Raw genomic sequence first — 22,299 nt, 5'->3', positions numbered from 1 at the left:
CCGTGGGCGGGACGGTGGCCCAGGGGCGGAAAAAGAGGGGGGCGCTCAGCGGGACGAGGCCGCCGTGCCGTGGGCGGCGAGCAGGGTGGTGAGGGTGTGCGCGGTCTCGGTGACGTGCTCGGTGAGGAGCCCGAAGTGGCTGCCGGGTGTGGTGGCGTGGGCGGTCAGCCCGGGCCAGTGCCGGGCCCAGCCGTCGGCGGGCGCGGAGGGCACCTGGTCGGCGGCCTGGACGAGGAGGACGGGGGCGGTCAGGGCGGTGGGGGTCCAGTGGTTGCCGAACAGGTCGAGGTAGCGGCCCATGGCGGTCAGTCCGGTGTCGTCGTGGGACCAGAACGCGCCCGGTGCCGTGGCCCACTCGCGCAGGATGTCGGTCGCCGCGGCCCGGGTGAGGGCGCCGGGCGGCAGGCTGTCGACGAGCACCACGGCCTCGGGGCGCACGCCCCGGTCCTCCAGCCGCCGTGCCGCGGCATGGGCGGCCAGACCGCCGGTGGAGAAGCCGAGCAGGGTGAACGGTTCTCCCTGCGCGCAGGTCCGCACGGCGGTGGCCACGGCCTCGGCGACCGCGTCGGCGGTCTCGGGCAGCGGCTCCCCCTCGCCGTACCCGGGCAGGTGTACGGCGGCCACGTCGCACCGTCCGTCGAGCGCGGCGGCCAGCCGCTGGTAGGTGAGGTGCGCGGCGGCGGGGATGAACGAGTCCACGCAGATCAGCGCGGGGCGCAGTCCCTCGCGGCGCAGCCAGGTCGCCGTGGGCACCTCGTCGGGGCCGGGGTCGGTGAACGAGGGCCGCAGGCGCGCGGCCGCCGCCAGCACGGCGACGCCCTCGCCGGTCCGGTCCTCGGCGACGGCCTGCCGCAGCAGCGCGGCGAAGCCGCCGGGACCGGCCGGTGTGCGCTCCGCGGGGACGGGGGTGTCCGCCGCGGCAAGGAGGTCCCTGAGGTGGGCCGCGAGCGCCGCGGGGGTCGGGTGGTCGAAGACGGTGGTCGCCGGCAGACGCAGTCCGGTCGCGGCGGCGAGGCGGTTGCCGATCTCCACGGAGGTCACGGAGTCGAAACCCAGCGACCTGAAACCCGTGTCGGCGGCGATGGCCGAGGGGTCGGGATGGCTGAGGACGGCTCCGGCGTGCCGGGTGACGAGGTCGAGGAGGTGTCGGTCCAGGTCGGCTCCGGACAGCCGGTCGAGGCGCCGGGTCGGGGGCTCTCCCGCCGGTCGCGCCGCCGAAGCGGGCGTGCCCAGCTCCGACAGCAGCGTCGCGAGGCCCTGGGCGCGCAGCGCGTCGAGGTCCAGCCGGGCCGGGACGAGCAGCGGGAGGTGGCTGTCGGGGCCCGTGCCGAGGGCGGCGTCCAGGTGGGCCAGCCCTTCGTCCACGGGGATCGGCACGAGTCCGGCCCCCATCACCTGCCGGATCCCCTCGGTGCCGCCGAGCCGCTCGGCCAGTCCGGACCTCGCCTCCCACATGCCCCAGGACAGGGCGGTACCGGGGAGCCCCTGGCTGTGGCGGTGCTGGGCGAGGGCGTCGAGGAAGGTGTTGGCGGCGGCGTAGCCGGCCTGCCCGGCGAGGCCCAGGACGCCCACCGACGAGGAGTACAGGACGAAGGCGGCGAGGTCCAGGTGCCGGGTGAGGCGGTGCAGATGCCAGGCCGCCCGGGCCTTGGGCGCGAGGACGGTGTCGAGTTGTCCGGGTGTCAGGTCGCGGACGTCGGCGGGGTCCACGGTGCCCGCGGTGTGGACGACGGCGGTGAGGGGCCGGTCGACGGGCAGCAGGGCGGCGAGGGCCACGGGGTCGGCGACGTCGCAGGAGACGACGGTGACGTGCGCGCCGAGGCCGGTGAGCTCGTCCGTGAGGTCGGCGGCACCGGGCGCTTCGGGCCCGCGTCGGCTGACGAGCAGCAGGTGCCGGACGCCGTGTGCGGTGACGAGGTGCCGTGCGGCGAGGGCGCCCAGGGCGCCGGTGCCGCCGGTGACGAGGACGGTGCCCTCGGGGTCGAGGGGGCGGGGCACCGTGAGGACGACCTTGCCCGTGTGGGCGGCGTCCCGCAGGAGGCGCAGCGCTCGGGGAGCCCGCCGGATGTCCAGGGCGGTGACGGGCAGCGGGCTCAGCGCCCCCTTGTCGAACAGCTCGGCGAGGCGGGCGAAGGTCGCGGCGACGCGCTCGGGGTCGTCGCAGAGTGTGTACGGCAGGTAGCGCGTGCCCGGCTGGTCCGAGGCGGTGCGCCGGGGATCGCGCGGGTCGGTCCTGCCGAGGTCGACGAGTCGTCCGCCGGGGGCGAGCAGCCGCAGGGAGGCGTCGGTGAGTTCACCGCCGAGGCTGTGCAGGACCACGTCGATCCCCCGGCCGTCCGTCGCCGCGCGGAACCTCTGCTCGAATCCGGGGTCCCGGGAGGACGCGATCCGGGCGTCGTCGAGGCCCAGCGTGCGCAGGGCGGTGTGCTTGGCGGGGTGGGCCGTGGCGTGGACCTCGGCACCGAGATGGCGGGCGATCTGCACGGCGGCCATGCCGACGCCGCCGGCCGCGGCGTGCACCAGGACCGTCTCGCCCGCCTGGAGGCCGGCGGTGTCGACGAGGCTCTGCCAGGCGGTGAGGAAGGCGGCCGGGACCGTGGCGGCCTGCGCGAACGTCCAGTCCGCCGGGACGCGCAACAGATGGCGCCGGTCGACGACCGCCAGGGGGCCCATGGCCCCGCCCCAGGCCATGCCCGCCACCCGGTCCCCGGGCTCCAGGCCCGTCACGCCCGGGCCCGTCCCGACCACCACGCCGGCGATCTCGCCGCCGATCCGTCCCGGCTCGGGATACCGGCCCAGTGTGATCAGCACATCGCGGAAGTTGACTCCGACCGCGCGGACGGAGACCCGTACCTGTCCCGGTCCGAGAGGCTCCTCGGCGTCGGGGCAGGGTTCGGTCACCAGGTCGTCGAGGCTGCCGACCGCCCGCTCGGGGACGGTGACCCGCCAAGCTCTCCCGTCGTCGGGCGGGGTGAGCGTCCCGCCGGGGTCGGCCTCGGTGAGCCGCGGGGCGAACGGACGCCCCTGGCGCAGGGCGAGTTGGGGCTCGTCGGTGGCGAGCGCCGCGGACAGTCCCGCCCATGAGTCGTCGATGTCCACCAGGGTGAACCGGCCCGGATGCTCGACCTGGGCCGTCCGCAGCAGCCCCCACACCGGCGCCTGAGCGAGGCCGTCGACCGGGTCCCCGTCGGCCGCGGCCACCGCGCCCCGGGTGAGCACCACCAGGCGGCGGTCGCGCGTCCGTTCGTCGGCGAGCCAGGTCCGGACGGCCGGCAGCACCCCGTCGGGGTTCTCCGGGCACACGAGGACCACCGGGTCGAAGGAGGCGGCGCCGAGGTCGGCGACCACCCGGTCGCCGGGCCCCTGCGGGGGTGGGTCGCCGTCCGGCACGATCCAGCAGACCGGGCCCGCGGACGCGGCGGACGGCGGGGACAGTTCGCGCCAGCTCAGCCGGTACGGCCGTACCCGGTGGCCGGAGCGCCGAAGCCGCACCGACTCGACCTCGGCGACGGGCCGGCCGGTCGGGTCGGTCAGCCGGAGCGCGGGGGTCGTGGGGGACAGATGGGCGCGTACGGCGGTGGCACCGGCATGGACGGTCAGACCGGAGAGGGAGAACAGCATGCGGGGCCGCCGCTCCCCCGTGCGCTCCGTCGCCGCGTCGATCAGCGTGGCCTGGAGGCCCGCGTCCAGGAGCGTGGGGTGCAGGGCGTACGCCGCCCGGGCCTCGGTGTCCTCCGGTGGCAGGCTCGCCTCCAGGTGGACGTCGGTGCCGTGCCGCCAGGCGGCCGTGATCCGGCGGAACGCGGGCCCGAGGGTGATGCCCTGCTCGACGAGGCGCCGGTACAGCGCGTCGAGATCGACGGGTTCGGCACCGACGGGAGGCCAGGCCCCCGGGCCGGGCCGGTCGGCGGCGGTGGGCTCGCTCGGAGCGAGCGTGGCGGTCGGCTCGCTCGGGGCGAGCGTGGCGGTGGCGTGCCGCGTCCAGCCGGTACGGCCGACTACGGGCAGAGCGCCGGCTCCGGGCAGACGGTCACCCGTGGGCAGACCGCCGACCGTCGGCAGGCCGTCATCCCCGGGCAGACCACCACCCACAGACAAACCGCCGCCCAAAGACAACCGACCGTCCCCCGACAGACCGCCGCCCACAGACAGCCGACCGTCCCCGGGCAGGCGGTCGCCCGTCGGCAGGCGGAAGGAGAGGTCGGCGGGGCGCCGTCCGTCGGGTGTGGCCGGGCCGACCCGCAGCTGGATGTCGACGGCGGAGTCCTCGGGCAGGGGCAGGGGGGTGTGCAGCTGGAGGTCGTCGAGGCGGCCGCAGTCGAGACGGGTCCCCGCGTGCAGCAGCAGTTCGGCGGTCACGGCGCCGGCCGCCGTGGCGGTGCCGCCGACCATGTGGTCGCGCAGCCAGGGGTGCTCCCGGCTCGACAGGGCGCCGGTGAACAGGACGCCCTGCCCGTCGGCGAGGTCGACGGCGGCGGCGAGGAACGGGTGGTCGAGGGGGGTCAGACCGCCCCCGGCGGCGCGCTCCCGGGGCGGGGTGCGCAGCCAGTGGCGGCGGCGCTGGAAGGGGTAGGTGGGCAGGTCGACGCGGTCGGCGTACGGCAGGATCCGGCTCCAGTCGAGGGCGGCGCCCCGGACGTGGAGCCGGGCCAGGGCGGCGGTGAGGACCCGGGGTTCGTCCCGGCCCTTGCGCAGGGTCGGCGTCCAGACGACGTCGGGCCCGCCGGCGCCGGACTGGCCCAGTGCGGTGAGTACGGCGTCCGGCCCGATCTCCAGGAAGGTGGTGGTGCCCAGGGCCCGGAGCCGGCCGACGGCGTCGGCGAAGCGTACGGTGCCGCGCGCGTGGCGGGCCCAGTACTCCGGCGAGCAGGCCTGTTCGGCGGTGAGGACAGCGCCGGTGAGGGTGGAGACGACGGGCAGGGCCGGGGGGCGCAGGTCCAGGCCGGCCGCCACCGCACGGAGGTCGTCGAGCACGGGGTCGAGGTGCGGTGAGTGGAAGGCGTGACCGACACGCAGCCGGCGGACGACGCGCCCTCGCTCCCGCCAGTGGGCGGCGATCCGGGTCACGGTGTCGTCGTCACCGGAGATCACGGTGGCGGACGGCCCGTTGACCGCGGCGACGCCCGCCAGGTACTCATGGCCGGACAGGGTGGCCAGGACCTCTTCCTCGCCCGCCGCGACGGCGATCATCGCGCCCGTGGCGGGCAGCGACCGCATGAGCCGGCCGCGCGCGACGACGAGCGCGGCCGCGTCGGCGAGGGACATGACCCCGGCGGCGTGGGCGGCCGAGATCTCGCCGACGGAGTGGCCCGCCAGATGGTCGGCCCGCAGCCCCAGGTGCTCGACGGTGCGGTGGAGGGCGACTTCGAGCGCGAAGAGGGCGGCCTGGGTGAAGTCCGTACGATCCAGCAGTCGCGCCGCTTCGGTGTCCGGGCCGGCGAACATCACCTCCCTCAGCGGACTCGGCAGGTGGGGGTCGAGGTGGGCGCAGGTCGCGTCTAGGGCCTCGGCGAACACCGGGGAGTGTGTGTACAGGCCGCGGCCCATGCCCGGCCACTGGGAGCCCTGGCCGGAGAACAGGAAGGCGGTCCCGCCCGGCCCCCGGACCCCGACGGTGAGGCCGGTGGCGGTGCGGTCGTCGTCGGCGAGGGCGTCGAGGGCGGTGAGCAGCCCGGCGCGGTCCCCGGCGGTGACGACGGCCCGGTGGTCGAGGTGTGCCCTGGTCGTGGCCAGGGAGTGGCCGACGGCGGCGAGGTCGGTGTCCGGCGCGTCTCTGACGAACCCGGCGAGTTGTGCGGCCTGGGCGCGCAGGCCCGCGGGCGACACGGCGGAGAGCGGCCACAGGAGTCCGGGGGCGGGCAGCGCCGGGGGCGGGGGCGCGGTGTCGGGCAAGGGGTCGCGGGGCGGGGCCTGTTCGAGGATCAGGTGGGCGTTGGTGCCGGAGATGCCGAAGGAGGACACCCCGGCCCGGCGGGGGCGGCCGGTCCGCGGCCAAGGGCGGAGGGCGGTGAGCAGCCGGACCGCGCCCGAGGACCAGTCCACACGGGAGGAGGGGACGTCGGCGTGCAGGGTGCCGGGGAGTTCGCCGTGGTGCAGGGCCATGACCGTCTTGATGACCCCGGCGACGCCCGCGGCCGCCTGGGCGTGGCCGATGTTGGACTTCAGCGAACCCAGCCACAGGGGGCGGTCGGCGGGGCGGTTGCGGCCGTAGGCGCGCAGCAGGGCGTTGGCCTCGACGGGGTCGCCGAGGGCGGTGCCGGTGCCGTGGGCCTCGACGGCGTCCACCTCGGCCGGGGTGAGTCCGGCGTCGGCCAGGGCGAGGCGGACGACCCGTTCCTGGGCGGGGCCGTTCGGTGCGGTGAGGCCGTTGCTCGCGCCGTCCTGGTTGAGGGCGCTGCCCCGGATGACGGCGAGCACGGGGTGTCCCTGGGCGTGGGCGTCGGACAGCCGTTCCAGCAGCAACAGGCCCACGCCCTCGGAGAAGCCGGTGCCGTCGGCGCCCTCGCCGAACGCCTTGCACCGTCCGTCGGGGGCCAGGCCTCCCTGGCGGCTGAACTCGACGAACACCTCGGGGGTGGCCATGACGGTCGCGCCGCCGGCCAGGGCGAGGGAGCATTCGCCGGAGCGCAGGGCGCGGACGGCGAGGTGGACGGCGGTCAGGGACGAGGAGCACGCGGTGTCGACGGTGACGGCGGGTCCGTTCAGGCCGAGGGTGTAGGCGATCCGGCCGGAGGCGACGCTGGTCAGGCTGCCCTGGAGGCGGTAGCCCGCCAGGCCGGGGACGTGCCGGTCGAGGGGTGGCAGGTAGTCCTGGTGGGTGGTGCCGACGAAGACGCCGGTCGGGGTGTCCCGTAGCGCCGACGGGACGACACCGGCCCGTTCCAGGGCCTCCCACGCGGTCTCCAGCAGCAGCCGCTGCTGCGGGTCCGTGGCCAGCGCCTCCCGGTCGGAGATCCCGAAGAAGGCGGCGTCGAACCCGGCCGCGTCCTCCAGGAACCCGCCGTACCAGGTGCGTCGGTCGCCCGGGCCGGACAGCGTGTCGGGGTCCCAGCCCCGGTCGGCGGGGAACGCGCCGACCGCGTCCGTCCCGTCGGCGACGAGTCGCCACAGCTGTTCGGGCGTCCGCACCCCGCCGGGCAGCCGGCAGGCCATGGCGACCACGGCGACGGGCTCCCGGGCGGCGTCGAGCAGTTCCCGGTTGCGCCGCTTGAGCCGCTCGTTGGCCAGGAGGCTGCGCCGCAGGGCCTCGGTGATCTGCGTCTGCGCGGACGGGTCGGGCACGGTCGGCTCCGTACGGGTCGTCATGAGGCCTCCCCGGACAGGGCGATCGCGACGAGTTCGTCGAGGCCGGCTTCCTGGATGCGGATGTCGTCGCCTGCGGGGGGTTCAGAGGCGGGTGCGGCGTCGGCGTCGGCTTCGGCTTCGGCTTCGCCGGGCGGGAAGAGCCGCTCGTCGAGGTGGCCGGCGAGGGCCGCCGGGGTCGGATGGTCGTAGGTGAGGGTGGCGGGCAGGCGCAGTCCGGTGGCGGAGGCCAGCCGGTTGCGGAGTTCCAGGGCGGTGAGGGAGTCGAATCCGGCGGCCCTGAACGGCTGGTCGGGGGACAGGGGCGTCGAGCGGTCGAGGCCGAGGACGCCGACGGCGTGGTCGGTGATCAGGGTGTGCAGGTGGCGCAGCCGGGCCTGGGGGGCGAGTGCGGCCAGGTCCCGCCGCAGGTCGGGGGCCGGACCGGGTGCGGGTCGGCGGACCGGCGTCGCGGTGGTCAGGCGGCGCAGCAGGGGGTGCAGGGTGCCGCGTTCGCCGTTGCTTCGCAGGGTCCGCCGGTCCAGGGGGGCGGCCGTGAGGGCCGGGTGCGGCAGGCGCAGGGCGGCGTCGAGGAGGGCGTGCCCGTGGGCGGCGGTGAGGGGGGCGAGGCCGGTGCGGGCGATCCGGGTGTGGTCGGTGCCGGTGAGCGCGCCGGTGAGGCCGGTGACGGGTTGCCACCAGCCCCAGGCGAGGGAGGTGGCGGGCAGTCCCTGGCGATGGCGGTGGTGGGCGAGGGCGTCGAGGAAGGCGTTGGCGGCCGCGTAGTTGCCCTGGCCGGGGTTGCCGAGGGTGCCCGCGGTCGACGAGTACAGGACGAACGCGGCGAGGTCGAGGGGCCGGGTCTGTTCGTGGAGGTGCCAGGCGGCGTCGACCTTCGGTGCGAACACCGTGGCGAGGTCGGAGTGCGTCAGCCGGGCGACGGTACCGTCCGCGAGGACGCCCGCGGTGTGGAAGACACCGGTCAGGGGGTGTGCGGACGGTACGGAGCCGAGGAGGCGCCGGAGCGCTTCCGGGTCGGCGGTGTCGCAGGCGGCGACGGTGACGGTGGCACCGGCGCGCTCCAGGTCGGCGCGCAGGCGCTCGGCCCCCTCGGCGTCCGCTCCTCGGCGACTGGCGAGGAGCAGACGGCGCACGCCGTGTGCGGTGACGAGGTGGTGGGCGAGGAGTCCGCCGAGGGTGCCGGTACCGCCGGTGATCAGGACGGTGCCGGCGGGGTCCAGGGGGCGGGGCAGGGTGAGGACGATCTTTCCGGTGTGGCGGGCCCGCTGCATCAGCCGGAAGGCGTCGGTGGCGTGCCGGATGCCGTAGGAGGTGACCGGCAGCGGGGTCAGCTCACCGGTGTCGAAGAGCCGGCGCAGTGCGGTGAGGATCTCCTCGGTGCGCTCGGGGCTCGCGCTGTCGCGCCGGTCGAACGCGCGGTAGGTGAGGCCGGGGTGGGTGGCGGCCAGCTCCGCGGGGTCCCGGATGTCGGTCTTGCCGAGTTCGATGAAACGGCCTCCGGGGGCCACGAGGCCGAGGGAGGCGTCGGTGAACGGGCCGGCCAGGGCGTTGAGGACGACGTCGACCCCGCGTCCGCCGGTGGCGGTGCGGAAGCGTTCGGCGAAGTCGAGGGTGCGGGAGCTGGCGAGGTGCTCGTCGTCGTAGCCGAGACCGCGCAGGGTGTCCCACTTGTCGGGGTGGGCGGTGGCGTAGGGGATCGCGCCGAGGTGACGGGCCAGTCGGGTGGCGGCCTGGCCCACTCCCCCGGCGGCGGCGTGGATCAGGACGGTCTCGCCGGGCCGGATGCCGGCGAGGTCGACGAGGGCGTGGTAGGCGGTGACGTGGGCCACGGGCACGCTCGCGGCCTCGGCGAAGGACCAGGTGCCGGGGATGCGGGCCGTCATGCGCCGGTCGGCGACGACGAGCGGCCCGAAGGCCTTCTCGGTGAGGGCCGCCACGCGGTCCCCCACGGCGAACCCGTCGACGCCGGGCCCGGTCTCGGTGACGACGCCGGCGGCCTCGGCCCCGGAGTCGTGCTGGACGGCGATGAGCCCGAGGGCGGCGGCGGTGTCGTAGAAGTTGACGCCCGCGGCACGTACCGCGATGCGGATCTGGCCGGGTGCCAGGGGGGCTTCGGCCTCCGGGGCGGGCAGCAGGGCGAGGTCGTCGAGTCCGCCGCCGCCCGTGGTGTCCAGCCGCCACGGGGCGGTGCTGGCGGGCGGGGTGAGCAGCTCGGCCGTGGACGTCCGGGCGAGGTGCGGCAGGAGCGGCTGTCCGTCCCGTAGGGCCGACTGTGGATGTCCGGCGGCGAGTACGGCGCCCAGGGCGGCCGTGCTGTCGGGGTGGCCGTCGGTGTCGACGAGGACGATCCGGCCCGGGTTCTCGTTCTGGGCGCTGTGCAGCAGGCCCCGGGCGGGACCGTGGGCGAGGCCGGGCGGGTCCTGCGGACCGGTGACGACGGCGTGGCGGGTGACGACCGCCAGCACGGTGCGCTCCAGGCGTTCGTCGGCGAGCCAGGTCCGCAGGAGGTCGAGGACCTCCACGCAGAGGGCGCGGGCGGCGGCGGGGACGTCGGCGTTCTCCGGTTCGGGGACCGGGGGCGCCCAGACGACGAGCGCGGGCGGTGGGGTGCCCGAGGCGAGGGCCGCGGTCAGGTCGGACAGATCGGCGTACCGGGGTGTCCCGTCGGCGAGGGGGTCGGAGCCGAGCACCGCCCAGTCCCCCGGGATGCCGGCCGTCGGGTCCGCGGGGCTCCAGGCGAGGTGCAGGAGGTCGTGCTCGGGTCCGCTCGGGGTGAGGCCGCGGAGCCGGTCGCCGGTGGTGGCGCGCAGGGTGAGGGCGTCGATGGTGAGGACGGGTGCACCGGTGTCGTCGGTGGCGTCCAGGGCGACGGTGTCGGGGCCGGTGCGGTGCAGGTGGACGCGGAGCCGGGTGGTGGGCGTCCCGGTGTGGGTGATGCCGCTGAACGTGAAGGGCAGCCGGGGTCCGGCGGGGCCGTCGGCGTCGGGCAGGGCGATGGGGTGCAGGGCCGTGTCGAGCAGCGCCGGGTGCAGGACGTGGCCGGTGGCCGCCAGTTCCTCCGGCAGCTGGGCCTCGGTGTGGACGTGGTCGCCGTGGCGCCGGGCGGAGCGCAGTCCGGTGAAGGCCGGTCCGTAGTCGTAGCCCGCTTCGGCGAGGCGCGTCCGCAGGGCGGTCAGGTCGACGGGTTCCGCGTCCTCGGGCGGCGGGGCGGTCGGGTGTGGCCGGACGGGGGCGTCCTGGGTCAGGCGGGCCGTGGCGTGCAGGGTCCAGGAGGGCGGGTCCGTGTCGTCGGGGGTGTGGGGGCGGGCGTGGAGGGTGAGGGGGCGGTGGCCGTCGGCGTCGGGCGGGCCGACGCGCAGCTGCAGGTCCATGGCGTGCTGCTCGGGCAGGACCAGAGGGGTGTGCAGGGTCAGTTCGGCGATGTGGCGGCAGTCGGTGAGGTGGGCCGCGTGCAGGGCGAGGTCGAGGTAGGCGGTGCCGGGGAGGAGGACGACACCGGCGGCGGCGTGGTCGCCGAGCCAGGGGTGGGTCTGGAGGCCGATCCGTCCGGTCAGGAGGAGTCCCTCGTCGTCGGGGAGGTCGATGGCCGCCCCGAGCAGGGGGTGACGGGTGCCGCGCTGTCCGGCGGCCGTGACGTCCGCCGGTGTCGGCGCGGTGAGCCAGTGGCGGCGGTGTTCGAAGGGGTAGGTGGGCAGGGCGACCGGGTGGGCGGCGGGCCCGTCCGGCCGGTGGAGGTCGTGGCCGTGGGTGTGCAGGCGTGCCCGGGCCGCGGTGAAGGCGGCGTGCTGCGGCTTGGCGCGGTGCAGGGTGCCGGTGACGAGCGCGTCGGTGTCGAGGGTCTCCTCGATCGGCGGCACCAGCACGGGGTGCGGGCTGCATTCCAGGAAGGCGCGGTGGGACTGCCCGGCGAGCAGACGGAGGGTGTCGGTGAGCCGTACGGGGCGGCGCAGGTTGTCGTACCAGTACGCGGCGTCCAGCGTGGTGCCGTCGCGCGGGGTGTCCTGGAGGTGGCCGTCGACCGTGCTGTGGAAGGCGACGGTGGTGGGCCGGGGCGCGAGGTCCGCGAGGCGGGTGAGGAGGTCCTCGCGGAGGCGGTCGATGTGCGCGGAGTGGCTGGCGTAGTCGACCTCGATCCGGCGGGCCCGTACGCCGTCGGCCTCACAGCGCCGCAGCAGGGCGAGGACGTCGGCGGTGTCGCCGGCGACGACCGTGGCGGCGGGGCTGTTGACGGCCGCGACCCCGATCCGGCCCTCGTGGGGGACGAGGAGTTCCCGGGTCCGGTCGGCGGGGAGGCCGACGGTGGCCATGGCGCCGGTGCCGGACAGCTCCACGAGGGCCTGGGCGCGCAGGGCGACGAGCTTCGCCGCGTCGGGCAGGGTGAGGGCGCCGGCGATGTGGGCCGCGGCGATCTCCCCCTGGGAGTGCCCGACCACGGCGTCGGGCTGGATGCCGTAGGACTGCCACAGGCGGGCGAGGGAGGTCATCACCGCGAACAGCGCGGGCTGGACGACGTCCACGCGGTCCAGAGCGGGTGTGCCGGGGGCGCCGCGCAGGACGTCGACGACCGACCGGCCGGTGTACGGGCGCAGCGCGTCGTCGGCGCGGTCGAGGGCGTCCCGGTAGGCGGGATGGGCGTCGTACAGCTCCATGCCCATGCCGGGCCACTGGGAGCCCTGGCCGGGGAAGACGAACACCAGTTTTCCGCGGCCGACGGGTCCCACCGTGCCCCGGGTCAGGTTCGGGTGGTCCCGTCCCCGGGTCAGCGCGCCCAGTCCGTCGAGGAGTTCGGCGCGGGTCCGGCCGTGGACCACGGCTCGGTGGGGGAACCGGCTGCGGGTGGTGGCGAGGGCGTGGCCCACGGCGGCGGGGTCGGCGCCGGGGTGGTGGCCGACGTGCCGGCGGAGCCGGTCCGCCTGGGCGCGCAGGGCCGTCGGGGTCTTCGCCGAGAGCGGCCACAGCAGGTCGCCCGTGGGATCCGTGGGGGCGGGCCCGGCGAGCGGGGGCGCCTGTTCGAGGACGAGGTGGCTGTTGGTGCCGGAGACCCCGAAGGAGGACACGGCGGCCCGACGGGGGCGGCCGTCGGTGTCCGGCCACGCGCGCTGTTCGGTGAGGAGCCGCAGGGCGCCGGCCGACCAGTTCACGTGCGGGGAGGGCGCGTCGATGTGGAGGCTGCGCGGGAGCAGTCCGTGCCGGAGGGCCATCACCATCTTGATCAGGCCCGCCACGCCCGCGGCGGCCTGGGTGTGGCCGAGGTTGGACTTGACCGAGCCCAGCCAGGCGGGGGCGTCGGCGGGCCGCTGTCCGTAGGTGTCGAGGAGCGCGTGCGCCTCGATCGGGTCGCCGAGGCGGGTTCCGGTGCCGTGGGCCTCGATCGCGTCGACGTCCGCCGGGGTCAGCCGGGCCTGGGCGAGGGCGTGGCGGATGACGCGTCGCTGGGCGGAACCGCTGGGCGCGGACAGGCCGTTGGAGGCGCCGTCCTGGTTGACGGCGCTGCCCCGGATCACCGCGAGCACCTGGTGTCCGGCCGCGCGGGCGTCCGACAGGCGTTCCAGCAGCACCATGCCGACGCCTTCGGCGAGTCCGATGCCGTCCGCGGTCGCGGCGAACGCCTTGCAGCGGCCGTCGGGGGCGAGGACGCGCTGCCGGGAGAACTCCACGAGGACGCCGGGTCCGGCCATCACGGTGGCGCCGCCCGCCAGGGCGAGTGTGCAGTCACCGGCGCGCAGGGCCCGGCAGGCCTGGTGGACGGCCACGAGGGACGAGGAGCAGGCGGTGTCCAGGGTGATCGCCGGGCCTTCCAGGCCGAGCGCGTAGGCGATCCGGCCGGAGGCCACGCAGGCGGCGGTGCCGAGGAACGCATGGCCGGCCACGTCGTCGGAGGCCTGGTGGAGACGGGGTCCGTACTCCTGGGAGATGAGACCGGCGAACACGCCGGTGGCGGTGGAGCGCAGGGTCTCCGGGTCGATGCCGGCGTGTTCGACGGCCTCCCAGCACACTTCGAGCAGCAGGCGCTGCTGCGGCTCCATCGCGGTCGCCTCTCGGGGCGAGAGCCCGAAGAAGCCCGCGTCGAAGCCGGCCGCGTCATAGAGGAACCCGCCGTTCGGAGAGGAGATCCTGCCGAGTTCGCCGGGCGTGGGGTCGTACAGGCCGTCGGTGTCCCAGCCCCGGTCGGCGGGGAAGCCGCCGACGGCGTCGCGGCCGCTCAGCACCAGGTCCCACAGGGAGTCCGCGTCGGTCACCCCGCCCGGGAAGCGGCAGCCGATGCCGACGATCGCGATCGGCTCGTCCGCGTCCGTGGCGCCCGCGTCCGTGGTGCCCGCGGCGGCGGTCGGCTCGTCGGCCGGTGACACGAGGCCGAGTTCCCGGCGCAGGTGTTCGGCGAGCGCGAGCGGTGTGGGGTGGTCGAAGACGAGGGTGGGCGGGAGGTCGAGGCCGGTGGCCGCGGAGAGCGCGGCGGCGAGTTCGACGACGCCCAGGGAGGTGAGGCCGGTCTCCAGGAAGGTCAGGGCGGGCGTGGTGACGGGGCGGCCGAGCACCCGGCCGGTGGCTCCGGCGACCAGGTCGGCGAGGGTGTCGCGCTGCCGGGCGGGCGTGACGGCGCGCAGCGCGGAGGTGTCGAGGGGCGTCTCCTGCGGGCCGTGACGCGCCACCGTGATACGCGGCCGGGGCACGAGCCGTTCGTACGTCGTCTCCCAGGTGACCGGCACTCCGTTGACGAACGCGTGGGTGAGGGCCTGGAGGAGGCTCGCGCGGTCGCTCCTGCGGTGGTCCAGCGTGGGGATGGCCGCGCCGCTCACGCCGGCCGCGCGCAGGGTCTCGCCGATGGCCGTGGTCAGCGTGGGGTGGCCGCTCACCTCGATGAAGAGCCGGTGGCCGTCGGCGATGAGGGCGCGTACGGCCTGTTCGAAGAGGACGGTGCCGCGCAGGGACCGGTACCAGTGGCCGGGGGTGAGGTCGGGGCCGTGCAGGCGGGTGCCGGTGGCGGTGGAGTAGAAGGCGGCGCGGTGCGGGGCCCCGGGTGGGGCGTGCGGGGCGTGTTCGAGCATGAGGTCGCGCAGGATCTCGGTGTGGGCCGAGTGTCCCGCGACGTCGATGCCGGGCACGCGCCAGGCCCAGACGCCGTCCTGCGCCAGTGCGGCGAGGAGTTCCGTCACGGCCTCCGCGTCTCCGCCGACGGTCACGTTGCGGGCGCTGTTGACGGCGGCGACGTCCAGCCGGCCGGCCCATCGGTCGAGCAGGGGGCGGACGCGGTCGGCGGGTGCGGCGACGGAGGCCATCGCGCCCCGGCCCTCGATCCGGGTGAGCGCGGTGCCGTACAGGACGAGGAGCCGGGCGGCGGCGTCCGTGTCCAGGGCGCCGGCGGCATGGGCGGCGGCGATCTCGCCGACGGAGTGGCCGACGACCGCGCTCTCCCGCAGGCCGTGGGCGCGCCAGGTGTCCGCGAGGGCCGAGGAGAGGGCGAACTGGACGGGCTGGAGGGTGGCCAGGCGGGTGAGTTCCGCTCCTTCGGCGAGTGCGGTGGCGGGGTCCCAGCCGTCGAGGTGCGGGCTCAGGGCGCGCCCGTAGCCGCGCAGACGGTCGCCGAACTCGGGTGCGCAGGTGAGCAGTTCCCGCGCCGTGCCGGGGCGGTCGGCGCCCTGGCCGGGGAAGACCAGGACGGGGCGGCGGGCGAGGTCGGCGGTTCCGGTCAGCACATGCCGGGCGGGGCGGCCCTGGGCGAGGGCGGTGAGTCCGGTCAGGAGCGAGGCCCGGTCGGGGGCGAGGACGGCGGCGCGTCGCGGGCCGTGACCGGTCGTCAGGAGGCGGTGGCCGAGGTCCCGCAGCGCTTCGTCCGGAGTGGTCCCGATCTGCTCGCGCAGCCGGTCGGCCGCCGCGGCGAGCGTGTCCGGGGAGTCCGCGGAGACCACCAGGGGTGGGCTGAGCTGTTCCATGGTCAACCTCGCTACTTGGCAACGGACTTGCGCCAGCCGAGCTGTGCTGCCGGATGGACCAGCAGTCGGGCCGGCTGCTCGCTGCGGAGCAGGACCTCGGCGAGCCGGCGACGGATCTCCCGTTCGTCGGCCGAGGCGTCGGCGCAGTAGACGTCGAGGGTGAAGACGGTGTCTCCCGCGTCGTTCCGGTGCGGCCAGGCCTCGGCTCCCAGGACGCCGGGGACCGTCTCCGCGACGGCGCAGACCGACCGCAGGCTGACCTTCTCGCCCCGGCTGATCACATAGGTCGGGCGGCGGCTGTGGAAGTGGAGGTAGCCGTCGTCGTCCTGGCGGAAGAGGTCGCCGGTGGCGAGGGAGGTCCTGGTGCCGTCGGTGGGGGGTGGCGGCTCGTCGTGGTGGCCGACGCGGCGGAGCATCCCGGTGTCGGTCTGCACGATCAGCTCGCCGACGGCGTCGCCGGGGTGCGCGGGGCGCAGTCGTACGTCGACACCGGGGAGGGGAAGGCCGACGGAGGTGTGCCGGTGGGGCGGTTCGCGGTGGGCGGCCAGGGTGGCGACCCGGGGGCCGGCCTCGGTGAGCCCGTAGGTGAGGTAGAGCTCCAGGTCCGGGTTCCGGTCCCGTACGTCCGCCACGGACGCGGCGTCGAGCAGGTCACCGCCGACGGTGAGCGCGCGCAGGGGCGCGGGGAGCGGGCGGCCGGTCCCGAGCCAGGCCGCGGTCAGCGCGGGGGTCAGTGACGAGACGGTGATCCGGTGGTCCTGGAGGGTGCGTGCGTAGTGGGTGGGGGTGAACGGGGGTCCCGTGACGACCGCCCGGCCGCCCGAGACCAGGGTGGCGAGGAGTTGGGCGACGAAGGCGTAGGAGTAGTGCAGGGGCAGGTTGATCAGGACGCGGTCGGCGGCGGTCTGGCCGATGGCGTGCGCGTGGCGGCTCGCGTTGAGCAGGAGGGACTCGACGCGGTGCAGACAGCCGCTGAACACGCCGGAGGTGCCCGAGGTGAGCAGGACGATCTCGCCGGGCCGGTACCGGCGGGCCGGCACCCCGTGCAGGAACGCCAGCTGGACCGTTCCGCCGACGGTGAGGGGTGGTTCGCCGTGGCGGGATCCGGGCGGGACGCGCGGTGCGAGGAGGGCGTCTGCGCCGAGTGCCCGGGCCATCCGCTCGATCCTCGACGGCGGGGCGGACGGCGGGAGCAGCACCGGGACCGCTCCCTGGGCGAGCAGGGCGAACACGACGGTAACGAAGTCCCGCCCGTTCGGCAGGGCCACCAGGACGGGTCGGCCGGCCGTGAGTCCGAACTGTGCGAGGTCGTCCGCGACGGTGTCGAACCGGGGGGCGGGCGCCGGGGGCCGGTCGGCCTGGACGAGTTCCTGGAGGAAGTCCCGTACGGCGCTCGGCTCGATGGTGCCAATGGTCTTCACTTCAGCCTTCCCGCTGGGTCTCCCGGAGGATCGTGCTGGTGACGCGGTGCCCGGAGGCGTCCGCGCGGTGGGTCGTGACGAGCACATGGGTGGCCGTGCCCTGGGCGAGCCAGACGCGGGCGACGGCCATGGCCGGTGGCAGGCCCTTCTCGGGCGGCATGGACAGGGTGAGACTGGGCCCGCCGAAGCCGAGGAGCTGGGCGGAAAGACCGCACACGGATCCCGGGTTGGCCCCGGAGAACCGCAGCGGTGAGATACGGCCCGCCGGGATGGTCGCGGCGAGTTCCCGCATGGTGTGCGCGGTGCAGTGGTCGCTGACGACGATGTGCCCCACGCCGTCGCGGGCCGCCCGGAGGTCGCCGCCGTACGCCTCGACGGCGCGTTCCACCGCTTCGAGGACGAGCCAGGAGACGGGGTCCGCGTAGACGGACGTCCGGCGCGGGGTCCGTGCGTCCGACAGGTCGGGGGCGGTCGCCACGCCTTCGCCGAGGACGTCGAGGGCGTGGGGTGCGGATGCGCTCATACGGCCGTGCTCCCGGGTCCCTGGAGGACGAGACAGGTGTTGAAGCCGCCGAAGCCGAGGGTCACGCTGATGCCCGCTCCCGGTTCGACCTTCAGGGGGTGCGCGGCGGGGATCGGGAGGGTGAGCTGCGGCAGCGGGTCGCGCAGGGCGTGGACGGGGGGCGCGGCCCTGGTGTCGAGGGCTTGGAGGACGGCGATCGCCTCGATGGCGCCGGTCGCGCCGAGGGTGTGCCCGAACGCCCCCTTCGTCGCGAACACCACGGGCGGGCGCGGTACCTGGGCGAAGACCCGGGCGTAGGCGCGGGCCTCCACCTCGTCGTTGACCGGTGTTCCGGAGCCGTGCGCGTTGACGACGGCGATGTCACCGGGGTCGAGGCCGGCGGTGTACAGGGCGCGCCGGACGGCCAGGACGACGTTCTTGCCGGAGGGGTCGGGGGCGACGGCGCTGGCGGCGTCGTTCGACGAGGCGGCGCCGGCGAGCACGCCACGGGGGCGGGCCCCTCTGGCGCGGGCGCCCTCCTCGGTCTCCAGGACGAGGAACGCGGCGCCCTCGCCGAGCAGGGTCCCGTCGTGGCCGGTGTCGAAGGCGCGCAGGTCGTGGGGGCTCATGGTGCCGAGCCGCGAGTGGCCGAGGCGTTTTCCCGGGGTGAGGACATCGGCGCCGCCGCAGACGCAGATCTCCGCGGTGCCCGCCCGCAGGAGGGCGAGACCGGTCAGGAGCGCGTCGGAACCGGCGGAGCAGGCGGTGGTGACGGTCACGGGTTCCCGCGCGCAGCCGGCGGCCCGTGCGGCGTCGGTGGACCAGCGGGAGAGAGAGGTGACGGCGGACCGTTCGAGATGGGGTCCGTAGCTGGTCCCGAGAACGGGCAGGATCCGCGGGTCGTCGGGGTCGATCGCCGCGTCCTGGAGGGCCCGTAAGAGCGTGGCACGTGTCAATTCGTGCTGGCGTCGGCCGGCGGGCCGGTCCATGGCGATGTCGGGCAGGACGGCGGCGCGGGTGCTTCGCAGTGGGAAAGGGGAAGGGACGTCCGAGATTCCGGAGACATCGGCGAGAAGCGATTCCCATACGCCCTCCACGGACGAGCCGAGAGCGGTCGACCACGCCATTCCCGTGATCCAGACCGCGGACCCGTCGCTCACCACAGTTGCTCGCCCAGATCGGCGACTTTGGTACGGGCCAATGTGCCCTTGGTCATGGCGACCGTGGTGCCGGACACTTCCGCCCGGCAGGCGAACATGAGGAAATCACCGCGGAGCTTCTCACAGGTGGTGGTGAACACCACCGTGTCGCCGGGGACGACTACTTTGGTAAACCGCGCCTTGACGGAACCGATCAGGGTGATTTCGTCGTCGGCGAGCGGGGTGGTGGACAGTTGGGCGAGGATGATCGCGGACTGGGCGATGGCCTGCATCATATGGCTGGCCGGAAAGACGGCACGCTCGGGGAAGTGTCCGGATATGGCGTCCGTCTGCCCCGAGACCGCCATGAGGCTCCGCAGGTACGCGCCGGGTTCGTAGTCGAGGACGCGGTCGAGGTAGACCATGGGGTGGCGGTGCCGCAGCCAGCCCTTGAGCTCCGTGAACCCCATGGTCCGCGGGGTACGGGTGCCGTCCTGCGGCGGGGCCGTCATCCGCCGCTCACCCCGCCCGCCGGTGACGACGCCTGAAGGCGGACGACCAACTCGGTCAGGGTGCGGACCGAGGAGAAGTGTTCGGGTACGAAGTCCTCGTCCGCGATCGTCACACCGAATTCGTACTCGCACTGGGTACGGAGTTCGGTGAATCCCAGGGAATCGAGTCCGAGGATGTCCCGGAGGCCGTCGTCAGGGTCTATCCGGGACGGCGGAACGGCAACGAATAAGTCGTCGACGAGGATCCGCTTGATGGAACTCTCTATGTTCACCATACAGTCTCCTGTTTCGCGTTCGGAGGCTCGGAAGAACGCTGCGACTCTACAACCCTCAAGTATCGAAGGTCGACTACGAGATCCCTTAGTCCGCACCCGCAAATCACCCGAAACGGAGCACGGGTCGACATCCCCAGCGGTACGTGTCGCTGCACACACGGACGAGACGGTCTTGACCAACTACCGTTCCTGGGAGGCAAACTGACAGCGACCACACGAACGAGTGGCGTGACGCGTCATTCCCTCACCCCCCGCACACCCACCCGTGAATTCCGGCTGCCGACCGGCCACCACCTGTTGCCTTCCTGAAAGCGCTGTCACCCTCCCGGGGCGCCTCGGCGGCGCTCCGCGCACACCGTTCGACTACGGCGGAATGGACAAGGGCGTCCTTCCACGGGACCGCCTCTCACGGTCACCGATTCGGATGCGGCGCACCGGTATCCCTTCCGGCCACCCCCGAAAGAGGTACCACCTTGTCCGCGTCGCCCCCGTCCCATCCCGTGACCGTCACGACCGTCGACGAAGGACCGGAGCTTCCCCCGACCGCCACCCCGGCCCTGGGCACCGTCCAACTCGACGCCGGGCTGCGCATCCTGGAGGTGAACGACGCGTTCTGCGGACACCTCGGTCTCACCTCGGGCGAGCTGAAGGGGGAGTACCTCCCCCGCTACCTCCGGCCGAGCGCGGACGTGAGCCTGCGGGAGCACTTCGACGAGCTCCTCAGGGGCCGGCGCAGCGAGTTCAGCGTCCCCATGACCCTGGTCGACGCACACGGCGCGGAGACCGACTGCCTGGTCACGGGCATCGCGCTGACCTCCGCCCCGCACACCGGCTGCACCCTGATCGCCCTCGTGGTCCCGGACGGCGCGCCCGGCACCCCGTTGCTCCTGGCCCCGGGGCCCACCCCGCTCACCGCGGTGCCCGCCCGCATCCTGGAGGGCGTGGCCGCCGGGCTGTCGACCCAGCAGCTGGCGTCCCGGCTCGGGCTGAGCAGCCACGGCGTCGAGTACCACATCAGCGTGATGATGCGGAAGTTGAAGGCGCCCAACCGCAGCGCCCTGGTCGCCCGCGCCTACGCCCTGAACCTCTTCGTCCACCACTGCTGGCCGCCCCAGGTCAGACCCCGGTGCGTGACCCGCTTCCCGGTCGGCGCGTCCACCGCCGGCCCGGGCGCTCCGGCGAGCCCCGGGCTCGTACCGGCCCAGCACCGGACGAAGAACCCCGCCTGACCGCAGAGGAGAGGAGGACGCGTGAGCCCAGAACACATCCCGGGCCGCCCCGGCCAGGGTCCGGCGGACGTCCGCGTGGTGACCGCCGGGACCGAAGCGGTGAGCCGCAACCAGGAGATCGTCAGCGAGCGGGAGCAGGCCGCGTTACGTGCGGCGACCGTGCTGGTGGCCGGCTGCGGCGGGGGCGGTGCCGTGGTCGAGCCGTTGGCGCGGCTGGGCGTGCTGCGCTTCCGGCTGGCCGACCCGGACGTCTTCGACGTCTCGAACCTCAACCGGCAGGCCTGCGCACTGGCCGACGTGGGCCGGTCGAAGCCGCTGGTGCTGGCCGACCGGGTGCGGGCGATCAACCCGGCGGCCGAGGTGACCGCCTACCCGGAGGGGCTCACCCTGGAGAACCTCGACGAGGCACTGGACGGCGCCCATGTCGTCTTCGACGGCGTCGACCCCTCGATGTCGGCCTGGGTCAAGTACCAGTTGCACGAACGGGCCGCGCGGCGCGGCATACCGGTCGTGGCGGGCATGGACTTCGGGGGCAAGCCGACCCTGTACGTCTTCGACTACCGGCGCCGGCCGGTGCCCTTCTACGGCAGGGCGAGCGCCGAGGCCCACCGGGAGAACCGCCTGTGGGAATCGATGCGGTGGACCGGCAGGACCCAGGTGCCGAGCGACTACCTGCCCATCCAGGCGGACCGGTTCGCCAACGGCGGGACCTGGCCGCAGATCGGCTACTGCGTGCTGGGCCTCGCGACCCTGACCACCAGAACCGTGCTGGACCTGCTGATGAACCGCAGGACCCGGCACATCGTCACCGTGGACGTGCACGCCGCGGTGATGTCCCGCCCGGCCGCGCTCGCCCACCGCGCCCGGATGCCGCTGGAACTCGCCCGCACCCTGCGGGCGGTCCGCGCGGCACGCCGGGGCGGCCCGCGCAGGGCCCCGGCCACGGCTACAGCCACCGGCGTACGCCCCCTGCCCGAGCGGCTCACCACGGTGCTGGACGGCGCCCGGCGCGCCCCGTCCGCGTACAACACCCAGCCCTGGCGGTTCGAGCTCCTCGACGACCGGACCGTACGGCTGGCTCCGGACCCGGCGCGCTGGCCCGCCGCCGCGCCCGATCCGCTGGGCTGGGCCGAGGGCCTCGGCTGCGCGCTGGGGGCGATGACCTACCTCGCGCACGGCGACTGGGAGGCCCACCCGGCCGGGTCGGAGGCGATGCCCTCGTTCGCCGGCCGCTTCCACTGCGACCGGCTGCGCGAGGACGTCCTCCCCCGGCAGGGGGCCCTGGGCCTGCGCGCCACCCACCGCGACCGCCTGCTCCGCACCCCCCTCGACGGCACCACCGCCCAGCGCGTCGAACTCCTCTGCGCCGAGCGGGACATCGCCCTGGAGACGCTCTCCGGCTCCGCCGCCCTCGGCCGGCTCGCCCGGACCGAGCTCGACGCCTCCCTGTCCACGCGCCCCGCGGACGACACCGAGTGGTGGACCTGGCTCCAGGACCGCGCACGCACCGAGACGGGCCGCCGCTCCTTCGGCGACCCCCGCGACCTGCTGGGCGGTGGCGCCTCACCCGCGTACCTGCTCCGTGCCCTGCCGGGGACGGGAGGACCCCTCCGGTCGGCGCTCCGCCCCCTGGCCGTGCTGGCGGCCCGCGAGCGGGCGCGGAGGCTGCGGGACTGCGGGGCCGTACTCGTGCTGCGGGGCCCCCGCCGCACGGTCGCGGACCGCCTCCGGGCGGGGGTGGCCCTGATGCACGTCTGGCTCGCCCTGACCGAGGCCGGGTACGCCGCCCAGCCGCTGTGGGGCGAGTTCGGCAGCCCCGGACCCGCCCTCGCCCGGCACGCCGGGCCGGCCGGGGACGACGAGATCCTGGCGGTCCTGCGCACCGGCCGGGCCACCAGCACACCCGCCCGCCGGGCGGCGCGCCGGCCGCTCGACGACGCGGTGCGGTGGGTGGAGTAGCGCGGCCGTGGCGCGGTCCGGGACGGGCG

8 protein-coding genes and 1 pseudogene are annotated in these 22,299 nt (G+C 75.3%); 2 read left to right on the top strand and 7 right to left on the bottom strand.

What is annotated here, in order from left to right; all coding sequences use genetic code 11:
- Positions 1-45: 45 nt before the first annotated feature.
- From ACYQ8Q_RS42790 to ACYQ8Q_RS42760, 7 genes and pseudogenes are all read right to left on the bottom strand, one after another.
- Positions 46-7,257, bottom strand: a pseudogene (locus ACYQ8Q_RS42790) (alpha/beta fold hydrolase); the annotation flags it as partial.
- A gap of 44 nt (positions 7,258-7,301) precedes the next feature.
- The gene (locus ACYQ8Q_RS42785; RefSeq protein ID WP_460072576.1) at positions 7,302-15,233 is read right to left on the bottom strand and encodes an SDR family NAD(P)-dependent oxidoreductase; all 7,932 of its coding nucleotides are present in this window, start codon (positions 15,231-15,233) and stop codon (positions 7,302-7,304) included.
- Positions 15,234-15,244: 11 nt separating this feature from the next.
- A complete protein-coding gene (locus ACYQ8Q_RS42780; RefSeq protein ID WP_460072575.1) occupies positions 15,245-16,654 on the bottom strand; it encodes a class I adenylate-forming enzyme family protein in 1,410 nt (469 codons plus the stop codon).
- A 1-nt stretch (position 16,655) separates the two neighbouring features.
- Positions 16,656-17,177, bottom strand: coding sequence for a coronafacic acid synthetase (locus ACYQ8Q_RS42775; protein ID WP_460072574.1), 522 nt, complete (start codon positions 17,175-17,177; stop codon positions 16,656-16,658).
- A complete protein-coding gene (locus tag ACYQ8Q_RS42770) occupies positions 17,174-18,316 on the bottom strand; it encodes a beta-ketoacyl synthase N-terminal-like domain-containing protein (RefSeq protein ID WP_460072572.1) in 1,143 nt (380 codons plus the stop codon). The genes ACYQ8Q_RS42775 and ACYQ8Q_RS42770 overlap by 4 nt, the downstream gene beginning before the upstream one ends.
- A complete protein-coding gene (locus ACYQ8Q_RS42765; RefSeq protein ID WP_460072570.1) occupies positions 18,313-18,807 on the bottom strand; it encodes a 3-hydroxyacyl-ACP dehydratase FabZ family protein in 495 nt (164 codons plus the stop codon). Before ACYQ8Q_RS42765 ends, ACYQ8Q_RS42770 begins: the two co-directional genes overlap by 4 nt.
- On the bottom strand, positions 18,804-19,082 hold the full coding sequence (locus ACYQ8Q_RS42760) for an acyl carrier protein (RefSeq protein ID WP_460072569.1): 279 nt from the start codon (positions 19,080-19,082) through the stop codon (positions 18,804-18,806). Before ACYQ8Q_RS42760 ends, ACYQ8Q_RS42765 begins: the two co-directional genes overlap by 4 nt.
- A 500-nt stretch (positions 19,083-19,582) precedes the next feature.
- Between ACYQ8Q_RS42760 and ACYQ8Q_RS42755 the strand changes: the two genes are divergently transcribed.
- Together ACYQ8Q_RS42755 and ACYQ8Q_RS42750 are read left to right on the top strand one after the other, a co-directional pair.
- Positions 19,583-20,311 (top strand): LuxR C-terminal-related transcriptional regulator, encoded by a 729-nt coding sequence (locus tag ACYQ8Q_RS42755; protein ID WP_460072567.1) that lies wholly within the window; start codon positions 19,583-19,585, stop codon positions 20,309-20,311.
- 21 nt (positions 20,312-20,332) lie between these two features.
- Positions 20,333-22,270, top strand: coding sequence for a ThiF family adenylyltransferase (locus ACYQ8Q_RS42750; protein ID WP_460072565.1), 1,938 nt, complete (start codon positions 20,333-20,335; stop codon positions 22,268-22,270).
- Positions 22,271-22,299 lie beyond the last annotated feature (29 nt).

The sequence above is a fragment of the Streptomyces sp. YKOK-I1 genome (genome assembly GCF_054660435.1).
This window is presented reverse-complemented; position numbering and strand designations above follow the sequence as displayed.

Bases quoted from the DNA above. Each gene is read 5' to 3' on its own strand.
- ACYQ8Q_RS42785 (WP_460072576.1), bottom strand. From the start codon at position 15,233: ATGGAACAGCTCAGCCCACCCCTGGTGGTCTCCGCGGACTCCCCGGAC.
- ACYQ8Q_RS42775 (WP_460072574.1), bottom strand. From the start codon at position 17,177: ATGAGCGCATCCGCACCCCACGCCCTCGACGTCCTCGGCGAAGGCGTG.
- ACYQ8Q_RS42765 (WP_460072570.1), bottom strand. From the start codon at position 18,807: ATGACGGCCCCGCCGCAGGACGGCACCCGTACCCCGCGGACCATGGGG.
- ACYQ8Q_RS42760 (WP_460072569.1), bottom strand. From the start codon at position 19,082: ATGGTGAACATAGAGAGTTCCATCAAGCGGATCCTCGTCGACGACTTA.